The following is a 26,959-nucleotide window of genomic DNA, read 5'->3' as shown; positions in this document are numbered from 1 at the left end:
CGGCGCGGCCCGGTTAGGCAAAGGCCATTCCGGATCAGCGGATCACTTCCTCACCAGCCCCTTCGGCCGCACGACACCCAGCTCGATATGCGTGATCACCCCCGGCCTCGCGTCGCAGACCGCGGGCAGGGCGGTGGCGCCGAGCAGCCCGGTCCAGGGCAGGCCGAGGAACGGCGTGCGCCCGTCTTCAGCCTCGGCGCCCATCAGTTTCAGTTCGAGCGGCGGATCGCCCTTGATTCGGATCCGGTAACAGCTGTCGCCATTGTCCCAGAGCGGGTCGAGGTTCCTGCCCATCGTCCAGTAGAAATGATAGGAGAGGAAAGGCGCGCCATCGACCCAGGCAGTCCAGGTGAAATGCTGGCCGCCGACCGTGCCCTGCTTGATGACGCCCGTATCATAGTGGATGTCCTGGGTCGCCTTGGCGACTTCGAGGTCGGTCGTGACCTTCTCGATCGTCTTGCCGAGCCCTTCGACGACCATCGCCATTGACTGGTAGAAATGACGCGGCGCGTCGGGCGATCGGCTCGGCTTGGCGAGCAGATCGTCCGGATCGCGCCCGAAGCCCATGATCTCGGTATAGATCATCGGGTTTCTGAGCTTGTCGATGATCTCGGTGACCTCGATGCTGTCGATCCGGCTCATCAGGCGTGACAAGGTGAGCGGCAGGATATCGCCCGAGAAACCGGGGTGGATTCCGCAGCCATGATAGGATGTTTCGCCCTCGCGGCAGGCATCCTCGATTCTTGCGTTCGCCTCTTCGAACCATTTGTTGGGGATGAACGGGCCGGCAGTCGAGATGACGTTCTTGCCTGATCGCAGGAGACGGCAGAACAGGTCCACGTCGGCCACCAGTCCGGCAAAGAGAACGCAATCCGCCTCTATCGCGATAAGCTGCTCGGCATCGTTGGTGGCGATCACGCCAGTCACGGGGAGGCCGACCAGGTCGCCTGCGTCCTTGCCGACCTTTTCGGGATTGGTGACGTGCACGCCGACCAGCTCGATGAAGGGATTCTCGATGAAGTGCCTGAGCGTCGCCTGGCCGACCGTTCCGGTGGCCCATTGGATGACGCGATAGATTTTCTCGGACATTGCGTGCGCTGCCTTGTTCAGATCGTCGGGATAAGGGGCTCAGTTGACGCTGCGGACCTGCCCGCCATCGACCCGGTAGTTCGCACCCGTGACGAAGCCCGAGATCGGGCTGGCGAGCATGCAGACGACCAGAGCGAGATCCCGCGGGGTGCCGAGCCGGCCGGCCGGCGGCAGGTCGAACACCTTGTCGGCAGCCAGCCTCTGCGTGACCTCCTCGATCGTCAGGTTGGGGTCGCCATATTTCAGGCGTCCGAACCGGAGCAGCCCATCGACCATGATGATACCGGGCGAGACGGTATTGACCGTCACCCCGACGCCTTTCAGCGATCCGGCGAGGCTGACGGTGAAATTGTTCAGCGCCGATTTCGCGCCTGAATAATCAGCGCCCAGATTGTTGGGCTGGACGGCCACCGCGCTCGACACATTGATGACCCGCCCGAATGTCGCCGCGACCATGTCCGGCACGGCGAGCCGGCACAGTCGCACCGATGAAAGCGCGTTGGCATGATAGTTCGAAACCCAGTCGTCAGTGCTGATCTGGATCGGGGTCTTCGTCGTGTTTCCGGTCGAGCTGCCGCCGGCATTGTTGACGAGAATCTCGATCGTGCCACCGAGCGCTGCCACCGCCTCGGCATGAACCGTCGCGGCGCCTTGGTCAGTCGCGAGATCGCCGATCGCGACGCCGGCTGCGCCGATCTCGGTCGCGACCTTTTCGGCGCGCTCGCGGTTCCGGCCATGGACGACCACCGCACAGCCTTCCTGCGCGAGCATGCGGGCAATCCCTTCGCCGATGCCGCTGCTGCTGCCCGTGACGAGCGCGCGCCGGTCCTTGAGCTGCAAATCCATGATGTTCCTCTCCGCGATGCTTCCTGGCCAGCTTATCGCCCGGCGATTGCCTGGACCGGCCTCTGCCTCACGACATCACAGGTCGGCGGGTGAACCTATCCCCAGATGGGAGGATGCGGCATCACCGGGGCGATGCAGATTTCTCGGTAGTCGGGCGACAGAAATTGCGAAAAACGCGAGGGAGCAGGAGGACCGGCAGCTTCAATCTGCGAAACCGAGACTGCGACGAGAAGCTGCTTGATTGTCCCGTTCAGTCCGGCTCGGCAAACCCATCGATACGCCGGGCAGCTTCCACCTCGATTACGGTGCCGCGACCCGCGCCCAGCTCATACGCACCGGTCGTTGCGCAGAAATAGGGTCGGACCGGATCATTGTCCGCATCCGCGGGAATGACCGGCCAGCGCCCGGTGCAGTTCGGGCCGGTGCACCAGCAGACGACGTAGCGGTCGGGCGAATCGCCGTTATCATCGGCGTCGGCCCGCTCGACGAAAACCCGCTCCTCCCGGGCGCCCGTCGTTAGCGCAAAGCGCGGCAAGGCTTGGCGGGCGAAATCGCGATGCGCGTCGCGGATATTCTCCCGAAGCCAGTCCGGCGGCGACGCGCCGGCGAACTTCGCGATGTCATCCGCGACGTCCGGATGACGGAGGCGTCGATAGGTGGGCTCGTCATGGGCCTCGATCGCCGCGGCAAACGCCCGCGCCGCCGCCACATGGGCGTCACGGCCGCCCGATATCGGCCGTGCTTCGACCAGCTTGCGGCGCTCGGCGGGCACCTCGGCCTCGGTCAGCCGCGCTATCGGCGCGCGGGAAAGCACCCGGACGATGTCCGGGGTGACATAGGTCTCGAGCGATGTGTGGCAATATCCACCGACCATCACGATGTCGCCCGAGTCCCGGCTCATCTGTTCAACCGCGGCGTTGGCGTCCGCACAGCTGCCGATCTTGCCGATCACCTCGATCGTGATGGGGCGGCCTTTGGGCAGCGGTGCAATGTCGCGCCAGGGCTGGGCGTAGAGCAGGAGGCGGTGTTTCGTCTTTTCATCCCAGGGCGATTCAGGTTCGAGCACTGCCTTTCGACCATCGAGCAGATGCCGGCCCGCCAGAATGCCGCTCAGCCGAACGCAACGCCCGGTCCAGCGATGATAATCGAGGGTGATCGCCTTGATCGTCGTCGCGGTCGCCGAGGCGAAGGTGCAGCGCTTGTCCCATGTATTGGCTTCCTTCGCCGAGGCCGCGCTCGGCGCAGCGACCAGGCAGGCGAGTAGCAGAATCAACAGGCGTATCCGCATGGCGGCAGGGTGCTTGGCGTGGGGTCGCCTGTCAACGACGCCCGTAGGGAAAGCCGTCGCCGCTGATTCGAGCCGGCCAAGCCATGTCTCAATCTCGCCCTTCACCGGACGGGCCTGCCTCGCGTCAGAGGAAGAAGGTCCCCTCGATCACCGTCACGCAGGTGCCGCCCAGCACCACCCGGTCGCCCTCGAGGCGGCACGCCAGATGACCGCCGCGCGCGCTCGCCTGATACGCAGTGAAGCTGTCCCGCCCGAGCCGCTTTGCCCAATAAGGGACGCTCACCGCATGCGCCGATCCAGTCACCGGATCCTCGTCGATGCCCCCGCCGGGCGCGAAGGCGCGGCTGATGATGTCGGTCTCGTCGCCGGGCGCCGTCGCGATCGTCAGGATATTGCCCAGAGCGGCGAGCGCGCGGAAATCGGGGTCGAGGGCGCGGACCTGGTCGGCGCTGTCGAGCACGATCAGGGCGTAGCGGGCCGGCTGCCACAATGTCTCGACTGCATCGGTCAGCCCGAGCGCCGCGACGATCTCCGGCAGCGGCGTCGGGCTCGGCGCCCAGGCCGGCAGCGCCAGCTTATAGCCATCGCCCTTGCGCGATACCTCGAGCGTGCCGGCCTGGCGGGTGCGAAACCTGACCTTGTCCAGCGCAGGATCGCTCGACAGCACGAAATGCCCGCTCGCCAGCGTCGCATGGCCGCACAACGCCACTTCAGTCGTCGGCGTGAACCAGCGCAGCTCGAAATCAGCCCCCTCGCCGTCACTGGCGCTGCTTTGATCGGGCACGATGAAGGCGGTTTCGGCGAGGTTGTTCTCGGCGCCGATCGCCTGCAGCGTCGCATCGTCGAGCCAGGCGGCAAGCGGCACCACCGCCGCCGGATTGCCGGTGAAGGGCGCGCTCGCGAAGGCGTCGATCTGGACGAAGGGAAGCCTCATATGCGTTTCCCGAACCAGTGCGGGGTGACGTCCGCCTCGATCAACGGGTTGTCGGTGTCGATCTGGCCTTCGGGGTCGAGATGGATCAGCACCTCGACCTTGGGGAATGCCTTGCGGATCTCGGCCTCGACTGCGTCCATCACGACATGCGCCTCGGCGATCGTCATCTCGGGCGCGACATACATGTGGAACTGAGCGAAATCATGCGCGCCCGATCGCCGGGTGCGGAAATCGTGCATCCCGCGCAGCTCGGGATGAGTCGCCGCAAGCTCGATGAAACGGGCACGCTCCTCCTCGGGCCATTCCTTGTCCATCAGCTGGTCGATCGCATTGCTCGAGGCGCGAAAGGCACCGAAGGCGAGCCAGGCCGCAATGACGATGCCGAACAGCGGATCGGCGCCGTGCAGCCCCAGATACTGGTCGAGCACCAGGGCGACGATCACTGATCCGTTCAGTAGGACGTCGGACTGGTAATGGACATTGTCGGCCATGATCGCGACCGATCCGGTGCGCCGGATGATCCGGCGCTGATAGATGAGCAGCATCATGGTCGCGAGGATCGCGGCGACCGACACGCCGATGCCGAGCTCGGCATCCTGGGTCGGGTTGGCCGTGCCGAGCGCGGTGATCGCCCGCCAGGCGATTCCCGCAGCGGACGCAGTGATCAGCATCACCTGGAACAAAGCGGCCAGCGCCTCGGCCTTGCCGTGGCCGAAGCGATGGTCATGGTCGGCGGGCGTCGCGGCGAGCCGCACGCCGTACAGGGTGACCAGCGAGGCGAGCAGGTCGAGCCCGGTATCGGCGAGCGAGCCGAGCATCGCGACCGATCCGGTCTGCCAGGCGGCGAAGGATTTGAGCGCGAGCAGGAAGCACGCCATCGCCACGCTCGCCAGCGCGGCGCGGACGACATAGGGAATGGCGCGGCGCTGGTCCTCGGTCACGGGTACAACAAGCCCTCGCTCCAGCCGTCTTCCGTGCGGACGAACAGGCGGCGCTCATGAAGGCGGTGCGCGCGATCCTGCCAGAACTCGATCCGGTTCGGTGCGAGGCGATAGCCGCCCCAATGCGGCGGCCGCGGCACATCGCCGCCGGCAAAGCGCGCCTGCACCGTCTCGAACCGCGCCTCGAACGTCGCGCGGGAATCGAGCGGCCGCGACTGGTCCGAAGCCCAGGCGCCGAGCTGCGAATCGCGGTGGCGGCTGGCGAAATAGGCGTCGGCCTCGGCGGCGGTGACCGGCGCGAGCGGGCCCTCGATGCGGATCTGCCGGCGGAGCGACTTCCAGTGGAAGAGCAGGGCCGCCTGCGGGTTGCCGGCAATATCGGCTGCCTTGCGGCTCTCCCGGTTCGTGTAGAAGACGAAGCCGTCGGGTCCGTGCCCCTTGAGCAGCACCATTCGCACCGCGGGTCGCCCCTCCGCGTCAGCGGTGGCGAGCGCCATCGCGTTCGAATCATTGAGCTCGGTCTCGCGCGCCTCGGCGAACCAGGCGGCGAACAGGGGGAATGGGTTGGCCTCGGGCATGCCCGCGCTTTAGGGTTCCGCCGCGCCGGTGTCGAGAAACGGAACGACTCAGCCGCTTGAGGATTGAATCGATCAGCAGGGAACCGGGGCAACAAAGGAATCGGGAATGGCCGCACGTGCCTATTGGCAGGGACAGATCAGGCTGGCGCTCGTCTCGATCCCGGTCGAGATCTACACCGCCACCAAATCGGGCGCGCAGGTCAGCTTCAAGCAGATCCATGAGCCGAGCGGCAAGCCGATCCATTACGAGAAGGTCGTCACCGGCATCGGCCCGGTCGACACCGACGAGATCATGAAGGGCTTCGAGTATGAAAAGGGCGAATTCGTCCTGCTCGAACAGGATGAGATCGACGCGGTGAAGCTCGAATCGAAGAAGACGCTCGAGCTCACCCAGTTCGTCGACGCGAGCGAGATCGACGTGCTTTATTACGAGAAGCCCTATTTCGTGGTGCCCGCCGACGATCTCGCCGAAGAGGCGTTCATCGTGCTGCGCGAGGCGCTCCGGCGGACGAAGAAGGTCGGGCTCGGCCAGCTCGCGATGCGTGGCCGCGAATATGTCGTGAGCCTCAAGCCTTGCGGTCGCGGTATGGTGCTCGAGACGCTGCGCTATGCCGATGAGGTCAACAAGGCGCAGGGCTATTTTCGCGACATCCCCGATTCCAAGCCCGACGAGGATCTGATGGACCTTGCCGAGGCACTCATCGAGAAGAAGACCGGCCCCTTCCATCCGCAGGAATTCCATGATCGCTATGTCGATGCGCTGAAGGATCTGGTTGAGCGCAAGCGCAAGGCAAAGGGGCGCAAGATCATCGAGGACACCAGCGACGAGCCGACCGGCCGCTCGGGCTCGAACGTCGTCGACCTGATGGCGGCGCTGAAGAAGTCGATGGAGAAGCCGGGCGCGGCGCCTGCCGCCAAGGCAGCGACGAAGAAGCCCGCGGCCAAGAACGCGTCCGCGAAGAAGCCGGCGGCGAAAAAGCGTGCCTGATCGCAACCCGCTCGAGCGCTACAACGCCAAGCGCGATTTCACCCTCACCGCCGAGCCGGCGGGCACGCTCGCGCCCGGCCACGGCAACAGCTTCATGGTCCAGAAGCACGATGCGAGACGGCTCCACTGGGATTTCCGGCTCGAGATCGACGGCGTGCTCAAAAGCTGGGCGGTGACGCGCGGCCCCAGCCTCGACCCGAACGAGAAGCGTCTCGCTGTCCGCACCGAAGACCATCCGCTCTCCTATGCGACCTTCGAGGGCACGATCCCCAAGGGTCAATATGGCGGCGGCACGGTGATGCTCTGGGATCGCGGCACCTGGTCGCCGATCAAGGGCAAGAGCGCGAAGGACCTGGAGAAAGGTCATCTCCATTTCGTCCTCGATGGCGAGCGGATGAAGGGCGAATGGCTGCTGATCCGCCTCAAGCCGCGCGGCAAGGAAAAGAGCGAGAATTGGCTGCTCCGCAAGATCGACGACGACTATGCCGGCGGCACTGACACGCTGGTCGAGACCGGACTGACCAGTGTCGCCACCGGCCGGACGATGATGGAAATAGCGGAGGGCGCAAAACCTCATTCCTCCCTCGCGAAGCGGGGGAGGGGGACCGGCGCCGCTGGTGGAGGGGGCGGCACCAGGCGCGCCGCTGGTGGCAAGCCTCCAACCAAGGGCGCGCTGCCCAAATTCCGCGATTTCCAGCTCGCCACGCTGGTCGACAGCGTTCCCGCCGGCAGCCGCTGGCTGCATGAGGTCAAATATGACGGCTATCGCGTGATGATCGCGGTCGCCGGTGGCACGGTGAAGATCTACAGCCGCTCGGGTCTGGACTGGACCGACAAATTCCCCGGCGTGGCCGAGGCTGCGGCAACCCTGAACGTCGCCAGCGCGCTGATTGATGGCGAGGTGGTCGCCTTCAAGCATGGCAAGCCCAGTTTCTCGGCCCTGCAGGACGCCATCGCCAAGGGCGGCGACATGACCCTGTTCGCCTTCGACCTGCTCGAGCTTGACGGCGAGGACATCGCCGCCTTGCCCAACATCCAGCGCAAGGAGCGGTTGCGGCCGTTGATCCAGGGCGGTGATGCCCGCCTCCAGTTCGCTGAACATATTGTCGGCTCGGGCGAACAATTGTTCGAAACAATGTGCCGCGAAGGCTATGAGGGGATCGTCTCGAAGCGCGCCGACGCGCCCTATCGCGGCCAGCGCAGCAGGAATTGGCTCAAGGTCAAATGCATCAAGCGCCAGGAATTCGTGATCGTCGGCTGGACCCCGTCCGACAAGTCGCGCGGCTTCCGCGCGCTGTTGCTCGGCCTGAACGGGCCGGACGGCTTCACTTATGCCGGCAAGGTCGGCACGGGTTTCAACACCGATACCATGATGGATCTGAGCGCGAAGCTGGCCAGGCTCGAGCACAAGCAACCCACCGTCGAGGCCCCGCGCGCGGCGGTGCGCGGCGCGCACTGGGTGAAGCCGAAGCTGGTCGCCGAGATCGCCTTTACCGAAACCACGCCCGACGGCGTGCTGCGCCATCCGAGCTTTCTCGGCCTGCGCGAGGACAAGGCAGCGAAGGACGTCGTCGCCGAGAAACCGGTGCCCGTCGATGATCCGCCGGTGCCCGAGGTGCATGTGAAGGTCAGCAACCGCGACCGGCTGATCTTCCCCGATTCGGACGTCACCAAGGGTGATCTCGCCGATTATTATGCCCGCATGGCGCCGGTCGTCCTCCCCTGGGCCGCCAACCGTCCGATCAGCCTGGTGCGGTGCCCCCAGGGCCGCGCCAAGCGCTGTTTCTTCCAGAAGCACGACGCCGGCACCTTTGGCGAGCATGTGAAGCATGTGCCGATCCGCGAGAAGGACGGCTCGGTCGAGCCCTATCTCTATATCGAGGATGCCGATGGGCTGGTGATGTGCGTACAGATGGGCACGATCGAATTTCATGGCTGGGGATCGACGGTCGCCGATGTCGAAAAGCCCGATCGCATGATATTCGATCTCGATCCCGACGAGGGCCTCGGCTTCGACCTGGTCAAGAAGGCGGCCGAGGATATCAAAAACCATCTCGCCGAGATCGGCCTGGTCAGTTTCCCGATGCTGTCGGGCGGCAAGGGCGTGCATGTCGTGGTGCCGCTCAAGCCCGAGGCCGAATGGCCCGCCGTGAAGGACTTCTCGGAACGCTTCGCCCGCGCGCTCGGCGAGGCCGAGCCCGATCGCTATGTCGCGAACATGTCAAAGGCGAAGCGCAAGGGCCGCATCTTCATCGATTATCTGCGCAACCAGCGCGGCGCGACCGCGGTGCTGCCCTATGTCGCCCGCGCCCGCGCCGGCGCGCCGGTCGCGGCACCGGTGACCTGGACCGAGCTTCGCGACATCGACAGCGCGCATCGCTGGGGCGTGCGCGACTCGGCCGAATTGCTCGAACGCGCCAATAGCCGGGCGCTGGCGGGGTGGGGAGTCGCGGATCAGGTCCTGCCCGATCTTTGATCCCAAATCTCTCATGCTTGTTGCACCCGCGAAAGGATTGTGGTCGAGTCGGCGCCTTAGCTCGGGGACTGCACTTACTCGATGGCCACCCAGCCTGCGCCTTCACTGCTCGATCCATCGATCCACGCCGCCCGGTGGATCGCCGATTATTGCGCGCGCGAGCAAAAGGGCGACGTGCTCTGCGCCACACCGAAGGACCCCGCCTGGACCGCGATGTTCGAGGAACTCGCTGCGGTCGCCGGCGATGACCTGAACCATGCCCGCGAGCGCGTGCAGCGCCATGCGGAGGATATCGGCACCGGCTTCCGCATCATCGGTGAAAGCGAGGAACGGCCCTGGCCGCTCTCGCCGGTGCCGCTGCTGATCGAGGAGGATGAATGGGCCGGTATCGCCGCCGGCGTCGAACAGCGTGCCGAACTGCTCGAGATGGTCCTCGCTGACCTGTACGGCGACGCGAAGCTCGTCGAGCGCGGGCTGATCCCGGCTGCGCTGATCGGCGGCAGCCCCTTCTTCCTGAGGCCAATGGCCGGGCTGGTGCCGCCCGGCGGCCACCACCTCCACTTCATCGCGATCGACCTGGGGCGCGGCCCGACCGGCGAGTGGCGCGTCCTTGCCGACCATCTCCGCGCGCCGGCGGGCGCCGGCTATGCGCTCGAGAACCGGCTGGCGATCTCGCGCACGCTTGGCGGGCTGCAGTCGCGCCTCAACGTCAAGCGTCACGCTCCCTTTTTCGCTGCCTTTCGCGACGGCCTCGCCGCCGCGTGCCGGCGCGCCGAGCCGCGGATCGGCCTGCTGACCCCCGGCCGCTACAATCCCAGCTATGCCGAGCAGGCGCATCTCGCCCGCTATCTCGGGCTGCTGCTCGTCGAAGGCGCGGATCTCGCCGCGCTTGAGGACAAGCTTTATGTCCGCACGATCGGTGGGTTGAAGCGGGTCGATGCGATCTGGAACCGGCTCGATCCGCGCCTGCTCGATCCGCTCGCCTTCGATTCGCATTCGGGGATCGGCGTGCCCGGCCTGGTCGATGCGATGGCTGCGGGGAATGTCGTCGTCTCCAATGTTCCGGGCGCCGGCGTGCTCGAATCGCCGGCGTTCAGCGCCTTCCTGCCCCGGCTCGCAACCCGGCTGATGGGCGCTGACCTGCTGCTTCCCAATATTGCGACCTGGTGGTGCGGCCAGGACGAGGAGCGCGCCCGCGTCATCGAGGATTTCGATCAATTGCTGATCGGCCCGGCGTTCGGCGTCGCGCCGCTCGGTTTCGAAGGCATTGCGCCACGCCACGGCGCCGAGATCACCGGCCCGGCGCGCGCGGCGCTGTTCGACGATCTCAGCCGGCGGCCGCAGGATTATGTCGGGCAGGAGATCACGCGGCTGTCGACCATGCCCGTCGTCACCGATGCCGGTCTGGCAGCACGGCCCTTCACGCTCCGCGTCTTCGCCGCGCGTGGCGCTGACGGCAGCTGGACGGTGATGCCGGGCGGCTTCGCGCGGATCGGCGAGCACCCGGATCCGCGCGCTAGCGTGATGGGCGAGGGCAATTGGTCGGCCGATGTCGCTGTCTACGGCCCCGAACCGGTCGCACCCGTGTCGCTGCTGCCGCCAAGCGATTCGATCCATGTCCGCCGCAACCCCGGCACGCTGCCGAGCCGCGTCGCCGACAATTTCTTCTGGCTCGGCCGTTATCTGGAGCGCGGCGAGGCGTTGCTGGGCGTCATCCGGGTGATGCTCGGCAATTCGATCGATGCGGATGCCGGCGCTGCGCTCGGGCCGGAAACGGTCGGGCGGCTGGTCGGGCTGGTGGTGAATGGCGGCGCGGCGCCGCATCCGGCGAGCCTTCGCCGCACCGAGCTGACCCCCTTCGCGCGGACCGCGATGGAATCGGCCGGCTGGCACAGCGTCAGGGCGATCAATCGTCTCGCCCGCGGCATCGGCCAGGGCTCGCGCGACCGGCTCTCGGCTGACATGGTCCGCCTGCTCGACGCGCCCTATCCGACCAAAGGCGGCATGCTCGATCGCGCCGGCTCGCTCCAGCGTCGCTACGCGGCACTGTCGGGCCTGTCGGCCGAGCATATGGGCCGCACCTCGGCGTGGCGCTTCCATGATCTCGGCCGCCGAATCGAACGCGCGCTGATGGTGACTCGCGCGGTCCGCGTCTTCGGCATGCCGAACGGGACGACCGACGATCTGTCGACCCTGCTCGATCTGGCCGACAGCCAGATCAGTTACCGCCAGCGCTATCTGACCGGCATCGCCCGCGTGCCGGTGGTCGATCTCGTCGCGCTCGATCCCGGCAACCCGCGCGCGCTCGCCTTCCAGATCGAGCGGATCTGCGAGCATTTGAGCGCGCTGCCGGTGCTCGGCGATGACGGCATGGACGAGCCCCAACAGGCCCAGGCGACTGGCCTCGTCGCGATCATCTCGACGGCGACCGCGGCGACGCTCGACGAGACTATATTGGGCGATCTCGAGCGCCGCCTGTTCGCGCTGTCCGAGGCAATCGCGCGGCGCTATTTCCTGCAGGGTGCCGAGCCGCTTCGGGCAGGCGGATTGACCCTGGCGTGATCTACGACATCCGCCACGTCACCCGCTTCGATTATGGCGGGTCGGTCAAGTTCGCGCGCTGCAACCTGAGGTTGAAGCCGATTCACTGGTCCGGCCAGGATCTCGTCGATTACCGCCTGACCATCTCTCCCTCGGGCCGCACTGCGCCGGCGCGCGCCGAGGCTGGCCTCGCCAATGTCGTTCGGCTGGTGGTCGAGGAGCCGGTGCGCCATCTCGTCATCGAAAGCGTATCGCGCGTGGTGGTCGATCGTCCGGTGCCGATGCCGTCGGACAGCGATCCGACGCTCGGCCAGGTGGCGGTCGCCGCCCGGACAAGCCGCGATCCGTCGCCCGCGGGGCCGGCCAATTACCTGTTTCCCTCGCCCTTGATCCCGCTCGATCGCGATATCGCCGCCTGGTGCGCCGAGGATCTGCGGCCGGACCGGCCGGTACTGGAGGCGGCGATCGAGCTTGCCCGCCGCATCCAGCGCGACTTCGCGTTCGATCCCGAGGCGACCCTGGTCGATACCGCGCCGCACGAGGCTTTCATGAAACGCGGCGGTGTCTGCCAGGATTTCGCCCAGATCATGATCACCGGCCTGCGCGCCGCCGGCCTCCCCGCAGCCTATGCCTCGGGTTATATCCGCACCATCCCGCCGCCCGGTCAGGCACGTCTGGTCGGCGCCGACGCGACTCATGCCTGGGTCTTGCTGTGGTGCGGGCCCGATCTCGGCTGGGTCGGAGTCGATCCGACCAACGGCATCTGGATGGCGGGCGATCACATCGTGATGGCGATCGGTCGCGATTATGGCGAGATCGCGCCGATCGACGGGGTGGTGCTCGGCTCCGGCGCGCAAAAGATGGTGGTCTCGGTTGATGTCGCGCCATTGATGGAGGTCGTGGCGTAACTACCTTCCCGGGAGAGCGGGGTTGAGGTTTGCGCTTGCTCCGCAAATCCCGCAAAGTGAACGAAACTGAAGGACTGAGGACACAGTGGCCGATCCCTATGCAACGCTGGGCGTGGCGCGTACCGCCAGCGAGGCCGAAATCAAGAAGGCGTATCGGAAGCTCGCCAAGGAGCTCCATCCCGATCGCAACAAGGACAATCCCAAGGCGAGCGAGCGGTTCAGCACCGTCACCAACGCCTATGACCTGCTGACCGACAAGGACAAGCGCGCCCGCTTCGACCGTGGCGAGATAGACGGCGACGGCAATCCCGCCGCGCCGTTCGGCTTTGGCGGCGGTGGCGGACAGGGCGGCTTTCGCCCCGGGCCGGGCGGCTCGCCCTTCGAGGCCGAAGGCCCGGATCTCAGCGACATTTTCGAAGGGATGTTCTCAGGCGGCAATCGCGGCGGCGGTTTCGGCGGCTTTGGCGGTTTCGGCCGCAAGCAGCCGCCGCCAAAGGGCGCCAATGTCGCCTATCGGCTGAATGTCTCCTTCACCGATGCGGCCACGCTCAGCCCGCAGCGCATCACCCTTGCCGATGGCAAGACGATCGACCTGAAGCTGCCGGCCGGGCTCGAGAGCGGCGCGCAGATGCGGCTGGCTGGCAAGGGCCAGCCCGGCCCCGGCGGCGCCGGGGACGGGATCGTGACGATCAACATCCAGCCGCACCGCTTCTTCACACGGGACGGCGACGATGTCCGGCTCGATCTGCCGATCAGCCTGTCCGAGGCCGTGCTCGGCGCGTCGGTGCGCGTGCCGACCGTCGAGGGTGCGGTGATGCTGACGGTGCCGGCGGGCTCGACCTCGGGCAAGGTGCTGCGCCTGCGCGGGCGCGGCTTTCACAAGAAGGACGGCAGCCGCGGTGATCAGATGGTAACGCTGATGGTCGATTTGCCGGTGGGCGACGACGCACTGGTCGAATTCGTCCGCGGTTGGAAGGATCGCGACAAGGGCAACCCGCGCGGCAATTTGGGCGTTTAGTGCGCCATGTGTGAAATCGGAACCACCACCCCGTTCGTCCTGCGTAGGGACCAAGTAGGCGAAGGCGTATCGAGGGTCCGTAGCGAAGGACAGGTTGTCGCTCGTGGCCTGTCCTTCGATACGCCCGCTCGATACGCCGCTGCGCGGCGCCTCGATGGCATCTCGGGGCGAGCGAATCAGATTTTACGCGCGATGCCCTAGAGGTGCAGGAAGTATCGCCCCAGTCGCCCGAGGAGCGCAGGAAGCAACCGGGCGATGAACGGACCAAGCTCAGCCGCCGCCTCGCCTTCATGCAGCCCGGCAGCTATGCGCGAGAAGTGCTGAAGCGGGTCTTCGTTGGTGTGTACAGCGACGGTTTCGTCCATGCCGGCAACCTTGCCTATATGTCGCTGGTCACGCTGTTTCCCTTCTTCATCGTCGCCGCCGCGGTCGCGCGGCTGTTCGGCCAGACGGGCGAGGGATTGCACACCGTCGAGGCCTTTCTTCACACGGTGCCGCCGAGCGTGGCGAATGTGCTGCAGACGCCGATCCACGATGTGCTCGCCGCGCGGTCGGGCTCGCTGCTGTGGTTCGGCGCGATCGTCGGTCTCTGGACGACGGCGAGCTTCATCGAGACGATCCGCGACATTCTGCGGCGCGCCTACGGCGTCAAATCGATCCGTCCCTTCTGGCATTATCGGCTCTGGTCGATCGGGCTGATCCTCGCCTCGATGATCCTGATCCTGGTCGCCTTCAGTTTCCAGATCATGCTGCTCGCGGTCGAGCAGTTCATCCTGCGCGTGCTTCCCTATGCGGCGAGCACGGCGACGGTGGTGTCGGTGAGCCGGATCGCGCCCGGTCTCGCGCTGTTCGCGGCGCTCTATATGGTGTTCTACGCGCTCACCCCGCGCAAATATCGCGAGAGCAAATGCCCCAAATGGCCCGGCGCGCTTTTCACCACTGCCTGGTGGCTGCTGGTGACGGCGCTCCTGCCGATCATCCTCTCCAATCTCGCCAATTACGACCTGACCTATGGCAGCCTTGCCGGCGTGATGATCTCGTTGATCTTCTTCTTTTTCGTCGGACTGGGGCTCGTCGTCGGCGCTGAGTTGAATGCGGCACTGGCGGAAGCGGACGATGAAGGAGTAGAGGACCTCGGCGGCAGCAACAAACAGGAGGCGGCAGCGGCGTGACGGGATTGATGCAAGGCAAGCGCGGGCTGATCATGGGCCTTGCGAACGATCGGTCACTCGCCTGGGGGATCGCCAAGAAACTGAGCGAAGCCGGAGCCGAACTCGCGTTCAGCTATCAGGGCGAAGCGATGGAGAAGCGGGTTCGCCCGCTCGCCGAACAGCTCGGCGTCGCGCGCCTGATCGAATGCGACGTTTCGGACATGGCGGCGCTCGACTCCACCTTCACTTCGCTGGCGAAGGACTGGCCGACGATCGATTTCGTCGTTCATGCGATCGGCTTTTCGGACAAGAACGAGCTGCGCGGCCGCTTCATGGACACAAGCCTCGACAATTTCCTGCAGACCATGAACATCTCGGTCTACAGCTTCGTCGCGGTGGCGCAGCGCGCGGCGGCGATGATGCCGAACGGCGGCTCGCTGCTGACGCTGTCTTATTACGGCGCCGAGAAGGTCATCCCGCATTACAATGTGATGGGCGTGGCCAAGGCAGCACTCGAGACCAGCGTGAAATATCTGGCGGTCGATCTCGGCCGCGACAATATCCGCGTCAATGCGATCTCCGCCGGGCCGATCAAGACCCTGGCCGCATCGGGAATCGGCGATTTCCGCCTGATCCTGAAGTGGAACGAGCTCAACTCGCCCTTGAAGCGCAACGTGACGATCGAGGATGTCGGCGGCGCCGGCCTCTACCTGCTGAGCGATCTCGCCAGCGGCGTGACCGGCGAGACGCATCATGTCGATGCCGGCTATCACGTGATCGGCATGAAGGCCGAGGACGCGCCGGATATCGCGCTGGCGTAACACCCTCTCGCTGCGGGAGAGGGAAGGGGCCCGCCGCGAAGCGGTGGGAAGGGTGAGGGTGACTGTCGTGAGCGTCTTGAACTCAACCTCACCCCGCGCTGCTGCGCAGCTTGCCCCTCTCCTGAAAGGAGAGGGGAAGCCGGCTGCTCGCAATATGGGTGAATCTGGTAGCCCAACAGGAGTGCGTTTGTGAGCTTCAACACCTTCGGCCGCGTCTTCCGCTTCACGACCTGGGGTGAGTCGCATGGTCCCGCGATCGGTGCGGTGGTCGATGGCTGCCCGCCGGGACTGGCGATCTCCGAGGCCGATATCCAGCCCTATCTCGACAAGCGCCGCCCCGGCACCTCGCGCTTCACGACGCAGCGCCAGGAGCCCGACCAGGTCCGCATCCTGTCAGGCGTGTTCGAGGGAAAGACGACGGGGACGCCGATCAGCCTGATGATCGAGAATGTCGACCAGCGCTCGAAGGATTATTCGGAGGTCGCCCAGGCCTATCGTCCCGGCCATGCCGATTATGCCTATGACGCGAAATACGGCTTTCGCGATTATCGTGGCGGGGGCCGCTCCTCGGCACGCGAGACTGCGTCGCGCGTCGCGGCGGGCGCGGTCGCGCGACTGGTGATCCCCGAGGTGCGCATCCGCGCCTGGGTCGAGGCGATCGGCGGCGATTCGATCGACCCGGCCAATTTCGATCCCGGCCAGATCGACGCCAACCCCTTTTTCTGCCCCGATGCCGAAGCCGCCGCCCGCTGGGAGGCGCTGGTCGATGGCGCGCGCAAGGCGGGGTCATCGCTCGGCGCGGTGATCGCCTGCGAGGCGACGGGCGTCCCCGCCGGCTGGGGCGCGCCGCTCTACGCCAAGCTCGATGCCGAGCTTGCCGCCGCCTGCATGAGCATCAACGCAGTGAAGGGCGTCGAAATCGGCGACGGCTTCGATGCCGCGCGCCTGCGCGGCGAGGAGAATGCCGATGCCATGCGGCCCGGTGCTGACGGCCCTGAATTCCTCGCCAACCATGCCGGCGGGATCGCCGGCGGGATCGCGACCGGCCAGCCGGTGCGCATCCGCGTCGCCTTCAAGCCGACAAGCTCGATCCTGACGCCGGTCGAGACCATCACCCGAAGCGGCGAGGCGACCGAGATCATGACCAAAGGCCGCCACGATCCCTGTGTCGGCATTCGCGGTGCCCCGGTGGTCGAGGCAATGGTTGCCCTGGTGCTCGCCGACCAGAAGCTGCTCCACCGTGCGCAGTGCGGCTGAGCACGCCGATTCAATGCTGGCGGAGAGTGTGGGACGGCGCAGCGGGACGAAGCATGACCGTCCCGCTCTTTGACATGACTGTTTATCGTGAGTGACGGCGCGCCGCTGTTATCCCGCTGTTCGTCGCTGCTCCGCCGCTGTTATGGCCGGCAGCGCCGCTGTTCCCCGCTGTTATTCGATAACAGCGAGATTACCCGCAAACCTTTGATAACACGCGAGGAAACTGCCCGCAAAATCCAACATAACAGCGGCAGAAAATAATTATCGGAAGAACAGCGGGAACAGCGGGAAATGGCAGTCCCGGACGCCAGCCCCGAGGTCAATCCGCGAACGGATCCCGCACCAGGATCGTGTCTTCCCGCTCCGGGCTGGTCGACACCAGAGCCACCGGGCAGCGGATCAGCTCCTCGATGCGCCGGATATATTTGATCGCCTGGGCGGGCAGGTCGGCCCAGCTCCGCGCCCCGGCGGTCGATTCGTGCCAGCCGGCCATGGTTTCATAGATCGGCTCGACCGCTGCCTGGTCGGCGGCATGCGCGGGGAAATAATCGAGCGTCTCGCCGCGCAGCCTGTAGCCGGTGCAGATCTTCACTTCGTCGAACCCGTCGAGCACGTCGATCTTGGTCAGCGCAATGCCGGTGATGCCGCCGACCGCGGCCGATTGCCGGACCAGCACTGCGTCGAACCAGCCGCAACGGCGCTTGCGGCCGGTGACGGTGCCGAACTCATGCCCGCGCTCGCCGAGCCGCTCGCCGGTCGCGTTGTCCAGCTCGGTCGGGAAGGGGCCCGATCCGACCCGGGTCGTATAGGCCTTGGCGATCCCAAGCACGAAGCCGACCGCACTCGGCCCGAGCCCCGATCCGCCCGCTGCGGTGCCGGCGATCGTGTTCGACGAGGTGACGAACGGATAGGTGCCGTGATCGACGTCGAGCAGCACGCCCTGCGCGCCCTCGAACAGGATGCGGCGGCCGCGCGCCCGCGCCTCGTTGAGGTTGCGCCACACCGGCTTGGCGAAGGACAGCACGAAATCCGCGATCGCCCGCAATTCCTCGATCAGCGCGGCGCGGTCGATCGGCGGCTCGCCGAAGCCGGCGCGGAGCGCGTCGTGATGCGCGGTCAGCCGGTCGAGCTGCGATTCGAGCGAATCGAGATGGGCGAGGTCGCACACCCGGATCGCGCGACGGCCGACCTTGTCCTCATAGGCGGGGCCGATGCCGCGCCGCGTCGTGCCGATCTTGCCCGCGCCGCTGGCGTCCTCGCGCAGCGAATCGAGATCGCGGTGAAAGGGAAGGATCAGCGCGCAATTGTCGGCGATCATCAGCGTCTCGGGGCTGATCGCCACGCCCTGCGCGGTGAGCTTCTCGACTTCGGCCTTGAGCGCCCAGGGGTCGAGCACCACGCCGTTGCCGATCACCGAGGGCGTGCCGCGGACGATGCCAGAGGGCAGCAGTGACAGCTTGTAGGTCATGTTGCCGACCACGAGCGTGTGCCCGGCATTATGGCCGCCCTGGAAGCGCACGACCATGTCCGCGCGCTCGGCGAGCCAGTCGACGATCTTGCCCTTGCCCTCATCGCCCCATTGGGCGCCGATAACCGCTACATTGGCCAAGCTGAATTCCTTCGATCGGGCGCCGCGCTAGAGCGCGCGGGCCTCGCCTTCCACTAATAGATGCGTGCAGAGCTGCGCTTCGGGCGTGTCGCCCGCTTCGAGGGCAGCGACGGTGACCCAGCCCTTGGCGCGCATCGCGGCCGAAATCGCCGGGTCGGTACCGAGCGGCACGAACAGGCGCCGCCGGTCGATATCGCCGAGTCCTGCCGCAACGATCGCGTCGGCATAGAGCGAGAAGCCGACAGCAGCCTCTTCAGCGCCACCTTCATGGACGATGGTATAGCTGCCGCCGCGCCCGATCTCGCCGCGCACGCCCTCGGCGAAGATCGAGAAGCCGAGCCAGGTCTGATATTCGAAGCCGTGGCGCTCGGTCGGGTCGAGCGTCAGCGCGACGCGGCCCTTGAGGCCCGAGGCGATCGCCCACAGCCCGTCGAGCCGCGAGCGCAGCGCGCCGCCGACATCGAAGGCGCAGAGCCGGTCATGCGCCGGCTCGAACGGCCCGGCAGCCTCGATCAGCGGCAGATAGGCAGGTGCGATCTCGGCGACGCCGCCGGCGTCTTTCGCGTCCAACCGGTCGCTGAGTTCACCGATCAGGGACGCGTCGACCGGCAACGGTCCTGCCGCCAGCGTCGCGACCAGATCGGGCAGGGTAAAGTCGATCGAGATGCCGCGCACGCCGGCTGCCTCGAGTGCTGCGACCGCGACATCGACGATCTCGCGCGCGGCGACGACGGTATCGAGCCCGATCAGCTCACACCCCATCTGCCGCAGCTCGCGCTCTGGGCTGAGCTGCGAAGCGCGCAGCTTGAGCACCGGCCCGGCATAGGAAAGCCGCACCGGGCGCGGATGATGCCCCATCCGCGTCGCGGCGATCCGGCCGATCTGCGCCGTCATGTCGGGCCTGATCGCCAGCGTCGCCTGCGAGACGGGATCGACGAAGCGCACCACATCCTGCGCGCGGGCGGACTTGAGCCGGCTCGCCAGCCCGGCCTCGAACTCGGCCAGCGCCGGGTCGGCCCGCTCATAGCCATGCGCATAGGCAGCGCCGAGCACCGCCTGTTCGAGGCGCGCGGCGGCATCGGCGAACGGCGGCAACCGGTCGCGAAAGCCTTCGGGGAGGAGGGCATTGGTCATCAGGCGCTCTCCTTCATCACAACGCCGCCTATGACAAGCCATGCTTCCCCGGCGCGGGCCGGGGAAGCAGGCTAGCGGTCGTTTTTGTGCCGGATCAGAAGCTCAACCCCATCACCGTCTTCACGCCGGCAAGCGCGCGGACCTTGGCGATGAGATCCTGGGTCACCGGCTCGTCGACCGAGAGCAGCAGCACCGCCTCGCCGCCGGCCGAGCGCCGGCCGAGATGGAAGGTGCCGATATTCACGCCCTCCTCGCCGAGCAGCGAGCCGAGCCGGCCGATGAAACCGGGCGCATCCTCATTGACCACATAGAGCATGTGCCCGACCAGATCGGCCTCGACCTTGATCCCGAACAGCTCGACCAGCCGCGGCGCCGCGTCGCCGAACAGCGTGCCCGCGACCGAGCGGTCGCCGGCATCGGTCTTCACCGTCACCCGCAGCAGCGTGTGGTAGTCGCCTTCGCGGTCATGCCGCACTTCGCGGACATCGATGCCGCGCTCCTTGGCAAGGAACGGCGCATTGACCATGTTCACCGTGTCCGAATGGACCCGCATCAACCCGGCGAGCACGGCGCTGGTGATCGGCTTCTGGTTGAGCGACGCGGCCGCGCCCTCGACCTCGATCGCGATCCCCGACAGCGCGCCATGCGCAAGCTGGCCGATCAGCGAACCGAGCTTCTCGGCAAGCGCCATGTACGGCTTGAGCTTCGGCGCTTCCTCGGCCGACAGGCTCGGCACGTTGAGCGCGTTGGTGATCCCGCCCGACACCAGATAGTCGGCCATCTGCTCGGCGACCTGGATCGCGACATTGACCTGGGCTTCCGAGGTGGAGGCGCCGAGATGCGGGGTCGAGACGAAGTTGGGCGTGCCGAACAAGGGCGAATCGGTCGCCGGCTCAGTCACGAACACGTCGAGCGCGGCACCCGCGATATGCCCCGAATCGAGCCCGGCCTTGAGTGCTGCCTCGTCGATCAGTCCGCCGCGCGCGCAGTTGATGATCCGCACGCCCTTCTTGGTTTTGGCGAGGTTCTCGGCGGACAGGATGTTGCGCGTCTGGTCAGTCAGCGGCGTGTGCAGCGTGATGAAGTCGGCGCGGGCAAGCAGGTCGTCGAGCGAGACTTTCTCGACCCCCATCTCGATCGCGCGCTCGGGGGTGAGGAAGGGATCATAGGCGACCACCTTCATCTTCAGGCCGCGCGCACGGTCGGCGACGATCGAGCCGATATTGCCGGCGCCGATCAGTCCGAGAGTCTTGGAGGTCAGCTCGACGCCCATGAAACGGTTCTTCTCCCACTTGCCGGCCTGGGTGGAGGCATCGGCCTCGGGCAGCTGGCGGGCGAGGGCGAACATCAGGGCGATTGCGTGCTCTGCGGTGGTGATCGAGTTGCCGAACGGGGTGTTCATGACGACGACGCCCTGCGCCGACGCCGCCGGAATATCGACATTGTCGACACCGATGCCGGCGCGACCGATCACCTTCAGGTTCGGCGCGTGGGCCAGGATATCCTTGGTGACCTTGGTCGCGGAGCGGATCGCGAGGCCGTCATAATTGCCGATGATCGCCTTGAGCTCATCGGGCGTCTTGCCGGTGATCTCGTCGACCTCGACGCCGCGCTCGCGGAAGATCTGCGCGGCCTTGGGATCCATTTTGTCGGAGATGAGGACTTTTGGCATGATGGGTTCCTTCGTCACCCCGGCGCGTGCCGGGGTCGCTGGGTTATGGAGGATGCGCTCCGACGAGGAGCGGCCCCGGCCTCCGCCGGGGCGGCGTGAATCAGGCGGAAACGGTGACCGAGGCGTAGGCCCAGTCGAGCCATGGCCCGAGCGCCTCGATATCGGCGGCGTCGACGGTCGCGCCGCACCAGATCCTGAGGCCAGCCGGGGCATCGCGGTAGCCCGCAATGTCATAGGCTGCATGCTCGGCTTCGAGCAGCCCGGCGAGCTTCTTGATCAGCGCCTCGTCGGCGCCCTCGACCGTCAGGCACACGCTTGTCTTCGAGCGCGAGGCCGGGTCAGCCGCGAGATGGCCGAGCCACGAGCGCTCCGCGACGATCCTGTCGAGCGCGGCGGCGTTTGCGTCCGAGCGCGCGATCAGGCCTTCCAGCCCGCCCAGGCCCTTCGCCCATTCGAGCGCGAAGATCGCGTCCTCGACGGCAAGCATCGACGGGGTGTTGATCGTCTCGCCCTTGAACACGCCCTCGGCCAGCTTGCCCTTGGAGACCAGGCGGAAGACCTTGGGCAGCGGCCATTTCGGCGTATAGCTTTCGAGCCGCTCGACCGCACGGGGGCCGAGGATCAGTACGCCGTGGCCGCCTTCGCCGCCCAGCACCTTCTGCCAGGAGAAGGTGGCGACATCGATCTTGTCCCAGGGGATATCGTACGCGAACACCGCGCTGGTCGCGTCGGCGAAGCTCAGGCCCTCGCGATTATCGGGGATCCAGTCGCCATTCGGCACGCGCACGCCCGAGGTGGTGCCGTTCCAGGTGAACAGCACATCGTTCGACCAGTCGACCTGGCCGAGATCGGGGAGCGCGCCATAATCGGCACGGATCACGGTCGGATCGAGCCCGAGCTGTTTGACGGCATCGGTGACCCAACCTTCACCGAAGCTCTCCCAGGCAAGCGCCGTTACCGGCTTCGCGCCCAGCATCGTCCACATCGCCATCTCGAACGCACCGGTGTCGGAACCGGGGACGATGCCGATGCGGTGGGTGTCGGGCAGCTGGAGCATCTCGCGCATCAGGTCGATGGCGTATTGCAGGCGCGTCTTGCCGAGCTTCGAGCGGTGCGACCGGCCGAGGACTTCGGTCTTGAGCTTTTCGGGGGCCCAGCCCGGCGGCTTGGCGCAGGGACCGGAAGAGAAATAGGGGCGAGTCGGCTTCGTTGCCGGAGGCGCAGATAGTTCAGTCATGTAGTCTCTCCTTGCAGAGAGCACGCGCGGCGTTGGGACCGCGTGGCCCGTCGACGGCCCTAACGATATGGGCGGTTACGTCAATGCGTTTTCTGCTGCGATGCGGCGAAGCGAGCCGCTTATTTCGGCACGAACTTCGGTGCCGGCTTGCCGAGCAGGCCCCGGTCGGACATCCAGTCAGGGATTCGATCGGGCCAATGCTGCAGGCTGATCAGCGGCGTATCCTCGCCCATGTTGAAGGCGTGACCGCCGGCCGCATACATGTGCAATTCAACCGAGGCGCCGGCCGCGCGGTAGGATTGGAGCAGGTCGACAAGCGGCGCCGAGCAGCATTTATCGTCATTTGCGGCAGTGAGCAGCATCGGCGGCGAATCCTTCGTCACCGTCTCCTCCGCCTTCAGTGGTCCGGGGAATTCGAGGATCGCGAAATCGGGCCGGGCCGAGACGCGGTCGATCGCATCGCCTTTGCCGCGCTGGGCCACCGGCGCACTGAGAGCTGCCATCCGGGCGAGCTCGCCGCCGGCCGAGAAACCCATGATGCCGATGCGATTCGGATCGATTGCGAAGTCGCTGGCGCGGGAGCGGACGAGGCGCATCGCGCGTTCGGTATCGGCGCGCGCTTCCTCTTCGGAGTAAGGCGAACCCTCCTCGCGAAACAGCCTGTAGCGAACCACGAACGCCGCGACGCCCCGCGCGGCGAACCAGCGCGCCACGTCATTGCCTTCGGTGGTGATCACGATAATCCTGTGTCCACCGCCGGGGACGATCACCACCGCGGTGCCGTTCGCTTTGCCCTTTTCGGGCAGGAAGGCGGTGATGCTGGGGTTGTTGATATGCTTGGTCCAATATTCCGCGGACTCTTCGGGGATCGCGGCGCGGCTTTCATAGCCCGGTGCGCCGTTCGGCCAGAGCGGATAGCGGGTGCCTTCCTGCGCGCAGGCGGGCGCGGTCAACAGGCTGGACAAAGCGGCGGCGAGTGCCGCGAGCAGGGGGGCAAGGCGCATCGGGCGATCCTCTCTTCTTCTTTTCGCCCGAAGCTAAGCATGCGGCGCCTGTTTCTGGCCAGCGAAATGTTTGCGCTAACATCATTGCTCGCCGGGTGCGGCGGCCATGAAGTCCGTCCACCGCCGCGCCCGGCGGGATCGAGGCCGGTCACGCTCGATATCCCCACATCGCGCGAGACCCAGGCCTGCTTTGCCGATCTGTCGCGCCAGGAGGTGCGCTTCAGCCCAATGCCCGATCGCGATTATGGCGGGGGCTGCCAGATCATCGGCGCGGTTCAGCTGATCGACATCGGCGTGCCCGTGACCAACCTGAAGGGAATGCGTTGCGGCCTGGCGGACGCGTTCGTCGGCTGGGCACGCAACGCGGTCGCGCCGGCCGCGCACCAGATTTTGGGCAGTGATCTGGTGCGTATCGAAAGCTTCGGCTCCTATGCGTGCCGCAACGTGATCGGCTCGGCCATGGCGGGCAACAAGCTGTCGGGCCACGCGATCGCGAACGCAGTCGATATCTCGGCCTTTGTCCTCGACGATGGGCGACGAATCACGGTCCTCGACGGCTGGCGATCGGACGATCCGGCAGTGCGCGAATTCCTGCAGGTCATCCATGCCTCGGCCTGCAAGCGGTTCGGGACGGTGTTGAGCCCCGACTATAACGCAGCGCACGCCAACCACCTCCATCTCGAGGACGATCACGCACATTTCTGCCGTTGATCGCGCCCGCCTTCATCTTTGCGGGCTTTTCCGTTAGGGTCTGCTTCAATGAGTGATACACATGTTCCGTCGCGGGTTTTTCCGCGCGCCCGCCAGGATGCCGAAACCGCCAATGCCGGGATCAGCACCCCCCAGACCGAAAATCCGTCCTATCGCCTCGCCTTCCAGGACATGGATTTCCTGCTGCGCGAGGATCTGCGCCCGGTCCGTTTCCAGCTCGAGCTGCTCAAGCCCGAACTGATTCTCGCCGAGGCGAATATCGCCTCGACCTTCGTCATGTACGGGTCTGCGCGGATTCCCGAGCCGGCCAAGGCGAAGGCGCTGCTCGAGCTAGCTCAAGGCGACGAGGCGATTCGCATCGCCAAAAGCCTGGTCGCCAAGTCGAAATATTATGACGTCGCCTATGAGCTCGCCCAGCTGGCCAGCGCCTTCCCGCGCGACGAAGAGGGCAAGCGCCACTTCGTCGTCTGCTCGGGCGGCGGCCCGTCGATCATGGAGGCCGCGAATCGCGGCGCGGCCGAGGCAGGGCACGAATCGATCGGGCTCAACATCGTCCTGCCGCACGAGCAGGCGCCGAATCCCTATGTCACGCCTGCGCTCAGCATGCAGTTCCACTATTTCGCACTCAGGAAGATGCATTTCCTGCTTCACGCCCGCGCGCTCGCTGCCTTTCCGGGCGGCTTCGGCACTTTCGACGAGCTGTTCGAGCTGCTGACGTTGATCCAGACCGGCAAGATCAAGCCGATCCCGGTGCTGCTGTTCGGCCGCGAATTCTGGAACCGGGTGGTCAATTTCGAGGCGCTGGTCGAGGAAGGCGTGATCAGCGCCCGCGACCTCAACATCTTCACCTTCGTCGAAACGGCCGAAGAGGCATGGGCAGTGGTCAAGGCCTTCTACCGCGACGAGCCCAAGGCCGCCTCGGCGGCCTGATTCGTTCCCGGCTCGGGCCGGGAACGGAAAGCGTGCCTCTTACTTCTTCTTCTACTCTTCTTCTACTTCTTCTCTGCCTCGACGGCCGCCTTCGGATCGACCGAGGGTGCGCCGGGTGCCGGCGTGGCGGCGTTGGACAGGGCCTCGGCGCCGGGGGTTGCCTTGCCGGCGGGAGCCGAAGCCGGCGCAGCGGCGGCGGGCGCTGCCGGGAGCGGCAGGTTGGAGCCCATCGAATTGAGATAGACGATCACATTCGCGCGATCCTGCTCATTGGTCAGGCCGGCAAAGGTCATCTTGGTGCCGCTCGCAAAGGTACGCGGGCTGGTCAGCCAGGCATTCAGATTGTCGAAGTCCCACTTGCCGCCCTTCGCCTTGAGCGCGTCGGAAAAGGCGAAACCGCCCTTGCCGGTGGCGATTGCCTCGCCGACGGTCGCATAGAGATTCGGGCCGATGCCGTTGGCCCCGCCCTGCGTGATGGTGTGGCAGGCCGCGCACTTCTTGAAGACCTCGGCGCCCTTGGCGGGATCGGCTTTGCCCAGCAGTGCCGCGATCGGCACCTCGGCGGCCGCGCCGCCGCCACCCTCGGTGGCAGCGCCTTCGATCGGATAGCCTGCCTTTTCCGGTTTCTCGGAATGGAACAGCATGTCGCCAGCAATCGAAAGGCCCAGCGCAACCATGAGGGAGCCCAGTACCCAGCCCGCGATCGTGTTCGTCCGGTTGTCCATTTGCCAAAGCGCCCCTGTCGGAAAGTCGGCTCCCTTTAGATTCGGTAGAGCCTTACCGCAAGCTGCGCTTGTGCGTCGGGCGGCGCGTCGTTAAGCGCGCCCTTCCCATGGAAAATTTCGCCGCCCCCGCGCGCCCGATCGTGGCGCGGATGATCGAGCAAGCCGCCGCGCATCCCGATCGTGCCGTCGCCTTTCAGGGCGCCCCCGGCGCCAATTCCCATATCGCTGCGCTCCAGGCGTTCCCGGACGGACTCCCCTTGCCCTGTTTCGATTTCGCCGACGCGATAGATGCCGTGCGTGACGGTCGGGCGGATTGCGCGATCATCCCGATCGAGAATTCGCTCCATGGCCGCGTTGCCGACATGCATTTCCTGCTCCCCGAATCGGGGCTGGCGATCACCGGCGAACATTTTCTGCCGATCCATTATGCCTTGATGGGTACCGGTCCGATCGAGGGCGTGCGGGAGGCGATGAGCCACCCCCAGGCGCTTGGGCAATGCCGACTCTGGCTGCGTGAACGCGGCATCAGGCCGGTCAACTATCCCGACACGGCAGGCGCGGCGGCAATGGTTGCCGAGTTGGGTGATCCCGCGATCGCAGCGCTGGCGCCTCCGGGCGCTGCGGCGATCTATGGGCTCGATCTGCTCGGCAAGGGCATTGCTGACGCCGATCACAACACGACCCGCTTCCTCGTGCTGGCCCGCGCCGGACATGCCCCCATCGGCGATGGTGCGTTCATGACGACATTGATCTTCGAGGTGAAGAACGTCCCCGCGGCGCTTTACAAGGCGATGGGCGGCTTTGCGACCAACGGCGTCAACATGACCAAGCTGGAAAGCTATCAGCGCGGTGGCAGCTTCGCCGCGACTGAATTCTATGCCGATGTCGAAGGCAAGCCCGGTGATCCCGGGCTCGACCGCGCGCTGGAAGAGCTCGGCTTCCATTCGAAATGGGTGCGGGTGCTGGGCACCTATCGGCAGGCCCGGGCGCGGGGCTGATCGGCGCTCGCGCCGGCGAGGATTCGTCCGGGCCGAGGACCAGCTCGCTGCCAGATTGATTGCGCCCAATAATGGGCCGCAACGGCCAAAAAATTCAGTAGCT

23 protein-coding genes are annotated in these 26,959 nt (G+C 66.1%); 11 read left to right on the top strand and 12 right to left on the bottom strand.

Features of this window, described 5'->3' with window-relative positions; translation table 11 throughout:
* Nucleotides 1–42: 42 nt before the first annotated feature.
* The 6 genes from ABD050_RS02150 to pdxH all read right to left on the bottom strand — a co-directional run bounded on the left by ABD050_RS02150 (nt 43) and on the right by pdxH (nt 5,676).
* Nucleotides 43–1,089 carry an NAD(P)H-dependent amine dehydrogenase family protein gene (locus tag ABD050_RS02150; protein WP_343887487.1) on the bottom strand — a complete coding sequence of 349 codons (1,047 nt, stop codon included), beginning with the start codon at nt 1,087–1,089 and terminating at the stop codon, nt 43–45.
* A gap of 39 nt (nt 1,090–1,128) precedes the next feature.
* Nucleotides 1,129–1,935 (bottom strand): SDR family NAD(P)-dependent oxidoreductase, encoded by an 807-nt coding sequence (locus ABD050_RS02145; RefSeq protein WP_343887486.1) that lies wholly within the window; start codon nt 1,933–1,935, stop codon nt 1,129–1,131.
* Between the two features lie 250 nt (nt 1,936–2,185).
* Nucleotides 2,186–3,223 carry a hypothetical protein gene (locus ABD050_RS02140; protein WP_343887485.1) on the bottom strand — a complete coding sequence of 346 codons (1,038 nt, stop codon included), beginning with the start codon at nt 3,221–3,223 and terminating at the stop codon, nt 2,186–2,188.
* A 124-nt stretch (nt 3,224–3,347) separates the two neighbouring features.
* On the bottom strand, nt 3,348–4,157 hold the full coding sequence (locus ABD050_RS02135; RefSeq protein WP_343887484.1) for a PhzF family phenazine biosynthesis protein: 810 nt from the start codon (nt 4,155–4,157) through the stop codon (nt 3,348–3,350).
* Nucleotides 4,154–5,098: a cation diffusion facilitator family transporter gene (locus ABD050_RS02130; RefSeq protein ID WP_343887483.1), complete on the bottom strand. Its 945-nt coding sequence runs from the start codon at nt 5,096–5,098 to the stop codon at nt 4,154–4,156. Before ABD050_RS02130 ends, ABD050_RS02135 begins: the two co-directional genes overlap by 4 nt.
* Nucleotides 5,095–5,676 (bottom strand): pyridoxamine 5'-phosphate oxidase, encoded by a 582-nt coding sequence (gene pdxH / locus ABD050_RS02125; RefSeq protein WP_343887482.1) that lies wholly within the window; start codon nt 5,674–5,676, stop codon nt 5,095–5,097. The genes ABD050_RS02130 and pdxH overlap by 4 nt, the downstream gene beginning before the upstream one ends.
* A 106-nt stretch (nt 5,677–5,782) precedes the next feature.
* On the opposite strand from pdxH, the gene ku reads away from it, so the two are divergent.
* From ku to aroC, 8 genes are all read left to right on the top strand, one after another.
* Nucleotides 5,783–6,664, top strand: coding sequence for a non-homologous end joining protein Ku (ku, locus tag ABD050_RS02120; RefSeq protein WP_343887481.1), 882 nt, complete (start codon nt 5,783–5,785; stop codon nt 6,662–6,664).
* On the top strand, nt 6,657–9,140 hold the full coding sequence (ligD, locus tag ABD050_RS02115; protein WP_343887480.1) for a DNA ligase D: 2,484 nt from the start codon (nt 6,657–6,659) through the stop codon (nt 9,138–9,140). Before ku ends, ligD begins: the two co-directional genes overlap by 8 nt.
* Nucleotides 9,141–9,221: 81 nt before the next feature.
* Nucleotides 9,222–11,702 carry a circularly permuted type 2 ATP-grasp protein gene (locus ABD050_RS02110; protein ID WP_343887479.1) on the top strand — a complete coding sequence of 827 codons (2,481 nt, stop codon included), beginning with the start codon at nt 9,222–9,224 and terminating at the stop codon, nt 11,700–11,702.
* On the top strand, nt 11,699–12,589 hold the full coding sequence (locus ABD050_RS02105; RefSeq protein ID WP_343887478.1) for a transglutaminase family protein: 891 nt from the start codon (nt 11,699–11,701) through the stop codon (nt 12,587–12,589). The genes ABD050_RS02110 and ABD050_RS02105 overlap by 4 nt, the downstream gene beginning before the upstream one ends.
* Nucleotides 12,590–12,674: 85 nt before the next feature.
* On the top strand, nt 12,675–13,607 hold the full coding sequence (locus ABD050_RS02100) for a DnaJ C-terminal domain-containing protein (protein ID WP_343887477.1): 933 nt from the start codon (nt 12,675–12,677) through the stop codon (nt 13,605–13,607).
* Nucleotides 13,608–13,810: 203 nt separating this feature from the next.
* On the top strand, nt 13,811–14,779 hold the full coding sequence (locus tag ABD050_RS02095) for a YihY/virulence factor BrkB family protein (protein ID WP_343887476.1): 969 nt from the start codon (nt 13,811–13,813) through the stop codon (nt 14,777–14,779).
* Nucleotides 14,776–15,579 carry an enoyl-ACP reductase FabI gene (gene fabI / locus ABD050_RS02090; protein WP_343887475.1) on the top strand — a complete coding sequence of 268 codons (804 nt, stop codon included), beginning with the start codon at nt 14,776–14,778 and terminating at the stop codon, nt 15,577–15,579. The genes ABD050_RS02095 and fabI overlap by 4 nt, the downstream gene beginning before the upstream one ends.
* 189 nt (nt 15,580–15,768) lie before the next feature.
* The gene (aroC, locus tag ABD050_RS02085; RefSeq protein ID WP_343887474.1) at nt 15,769–16,836 is read left to right on the top strand and encodes a chorismate synthase; all 1,068 of its coding nucleotides are present in this window, start codon (nt 15,769–15,771) and stop codon (nt 16,834–16,836) included.
* A 319-nt stretch (nt 16,837–17,155) separates the two neighbouring features.
* Here the strand turns inward: aroC and ABD050_RS02080 are convergent, their stop codons facing one another.
* The 5 genes from ABD050_RS02080 to ABD050_RS02060 form a co-directional block, all read right to left on the bottom strand.
* Nucleotides 17,156–18,445: an adenylosuccinate synthase gene (locus ABD050_RS02080; RefSeq protein ID WP_343887473.1), complete on the bottom strand. Its 1,290-nt coding sequence runs from the start codon at nt 18,443–18,445 to the stop codon at nt 17,156–17,158.
* A gap of 27 nt (nt 18,446–18,472) precedes the next feature.
* A complete protein-coding gene (locus ABD050_RS02075) occupies nt 18,473–19,579 on the bottom strand; it encodes an ATP phosphoribosyltransferase regulatory subunit (protein WP_343887472.1) in 1,107 nt (368 codons plus the stop codon).
* 94 nt (nt 19,580–19,673) lie between these two features.
* The gene (serA, locus tag ABD050_RS02070; RefSeq protein WP_343887471.1) at nt 19,674–21,251 is read right to left on the bottom strand and encodes a phosphoglycerate dehydrogenase; all 1,578 of its coding nucleotides are present in this window, start codon (nt 21,249–21,251) and stop codon (nt 19,674–19,676) included.
* A 100-nt stretch (nt 21,252–21,351) separates the two neighbouring features.
* Nucleotides 21,352–22,488 (bottom strand): phosphoserine transaminase, encoded by a 1,137-nt coding sequence (locus ABD050_RS02065; protein ID WP_343887470.1) that lies wholly within the window; start codon nt 22,486–22,488, stop codon nt 21,352–21,354.
* Between the two features lie 119 nt (nt 22,489–22,607).
* On the bottom strand, nt 22,608–23,492 hold the full coding sequence (locus tag ABD050_RS02060; protein WP_343887469.1) for an alpha/beta hydrolase: 885 nt from the start codon (nt 23,490–23,492) through the stop codon (nt 22,608–22,610).
* A gap of 39 nt (nt 23,493–23,531) precedes the next feature.
* Between ABD050_RS02060 and ABD050_RS02055 the strand changes: the two genes are divergently transcribed.
* Together ABD050_RS02055 and ABD050_RS02050 are read left to right on the top strand one after the other, a co-directional pair.
* A complete protein-coding gene (locus ABD050_RS02055) occupies nt 23,532–24,203 on the top strand; it encodes an extensin-like domain-containing protein (RefSeq protein WP_343887468.1) in 672 nt (223 codons plus the stop codon).
* A 48-nt stretch (nt 24,204–24,251) separates the two neighbouring features.
* On the top strand, nt 24,252–25,133 hold the full coding sequence (locus ABD050_RS02050) for an LOG family protein (protein WP_343887467.1): 882 nt from the start codon (nt 24,252–24,254) through the stop codon (nt 25,131–25,133).
* A gap of 62 nt (nt 25,134–25,195) precedes the next feature.
* Here ABD050_RS02050 and ABD050_RS02045 read toward each other — a convergent pair whose 3' ends face one another.
* On the bottom strand, nt 25,196–25,858 hold the full coding sequence (locus ABD050_RS02045; protein WP_343887466.1) for a c-type cytochrome: 663 nt from the start codon (nt 25,856–25,858) through the stop codon (nt 25,196–25,198).
* Nucleotides 25,859–25,965: 107 nt separating this feature from the next.
* Between ABD050_RS02045 and ABD050_RS02040 the strand changes: the two genes are divergently transcribed.
* Nucleotides 25,966–26,856: a prephenate dehydratase gene (locus tag ABD050_RS02040; protein ID WP_343887465.1), complete on the top strand. Its 891-nt coding sequence runs from the start codon at nt 25,966–25,968 to the stop codon at nt 26,854–26,856.
* The last annotated feature ends 103 nt before the right edge of the window (nt 26,857–26,959 follow it).

It is taken from the genome of Sphingomonas oligophenolica (genome assembly GCF_039522915.1).
Classification (GTDB): domain Bacteria; phylum Pseudomonadota; class Alphaproteobacteria; order Sphingomonadales; family Sphingomonadaceae; genus Sphingomonas; species Sphingomonas oligophenolica.
The sequence above is the reverse complement of the archived record's forward strand: the minus strand, read 5'-3'. Positions and strand labels throughout refer to the sequence as shown.

Coding starts and splice junctions, on each gene's coding strand:
- ABD050_RS02110 (WP_343887479.1), top strand. CDS start 9,222: ATGGCCACCCAGCCTGCGCCTTCACTGCTCGATCCATCGATCCACGCC.
- ABD050_RS02145 (WP_343887486.1), bottom strand. CDS start 1,935: ATGGATTTGCAGCTCAAGGACCGGCGCGCGCTCGTCACGGGCAGCAGC.
- ABD050_RS02135 (WP_343887484.1), bottom strand. CDS start 4,157: ATGAGGCTTCCCTTCGTCCAGATCGACGCCTTCGCGAGCGCGCCCTTC.
- ABD050_RS02060 (WP_343887469.1), bottom strand. CDS start 23,492: ATGCGCCTTGCCCCCCTGCTCGCGGCACTCGCCGCCGCTTTGTCCAGC.
- ABD050_RS02045 (WP_343887466.1), bottom strand. CDS start 25,858: ATGGACAACCGGACGAACACGATCGCGGGCTGGGTACTGGGCTCCCTC.
- ABD050_RS02040 (WP_343887465.1), top strand. CDS start 25,966: ATGGAAAATTTCGCCGCCCCCGCGCGCCCGATCGTGGCGCGGATGATC.
- ABD050_RS02055 (WP_343887468.1), top strand. CDS start 23,532: ATGCGGCGCCTGTTTCTGGCCAGCGAAATGTTTGCGCTAACATCATTG.
- ku (WP_343887481.1), top strand. CDS start 5,783: ATGGCCGCACGTGCCTATTGGCAGGGACAGATCAGGCTGGCGCTCGTC.
- ABD050_RS02140 (WP_343887485.1), bottom strand. CDS start 3,223: ATGCGGATACGCCTGTTGATTCTGCTACTCGCCTGCCTGGTCGCTGCG.
- ABD050_RS02065 (WP_343887470.1), bottom strand. CDS start 22,488: ATGACTGAACTATCTGCGCCTCCGGCAACGAAGCCGACTCGCCCCTAT.
- ABD050_RS02050 (WP_343887467.1), top strand. CDS start 24,252: ATGAGTGATACACATGTTCCGTCGCGGGTTTTTCCGCGCGCCCGCCAG.
- pdxH (WP_343887482.1), bottom strand. CDS start 5,676: ATGCCCGAGGCCAACCCATTCCCCCTGTTCGCCGCCTGGTTCGCCGAG.
- ABD050_RS02075 (WP_343887472.1), bottom strand. CDS start 19,579: ATGACCAATGCCCTCCTCCCCGAAGGCTTTCGCGACCGGTTGCCGCCG.
- ABD050_RS02150 (WP_343887487.1), bottom strand. CDS start 1,089: ATGTCCGAGAAAATCTATCGCGTCATCCAATGGGCCACCGGAACGGTC.
- serA (WP_343887471.1), bottom strand. CDS start 21,251: ATGCCAAAAGTCCTCATCTCCGACAAAATGGATCCCAAGGCCGCGCAG.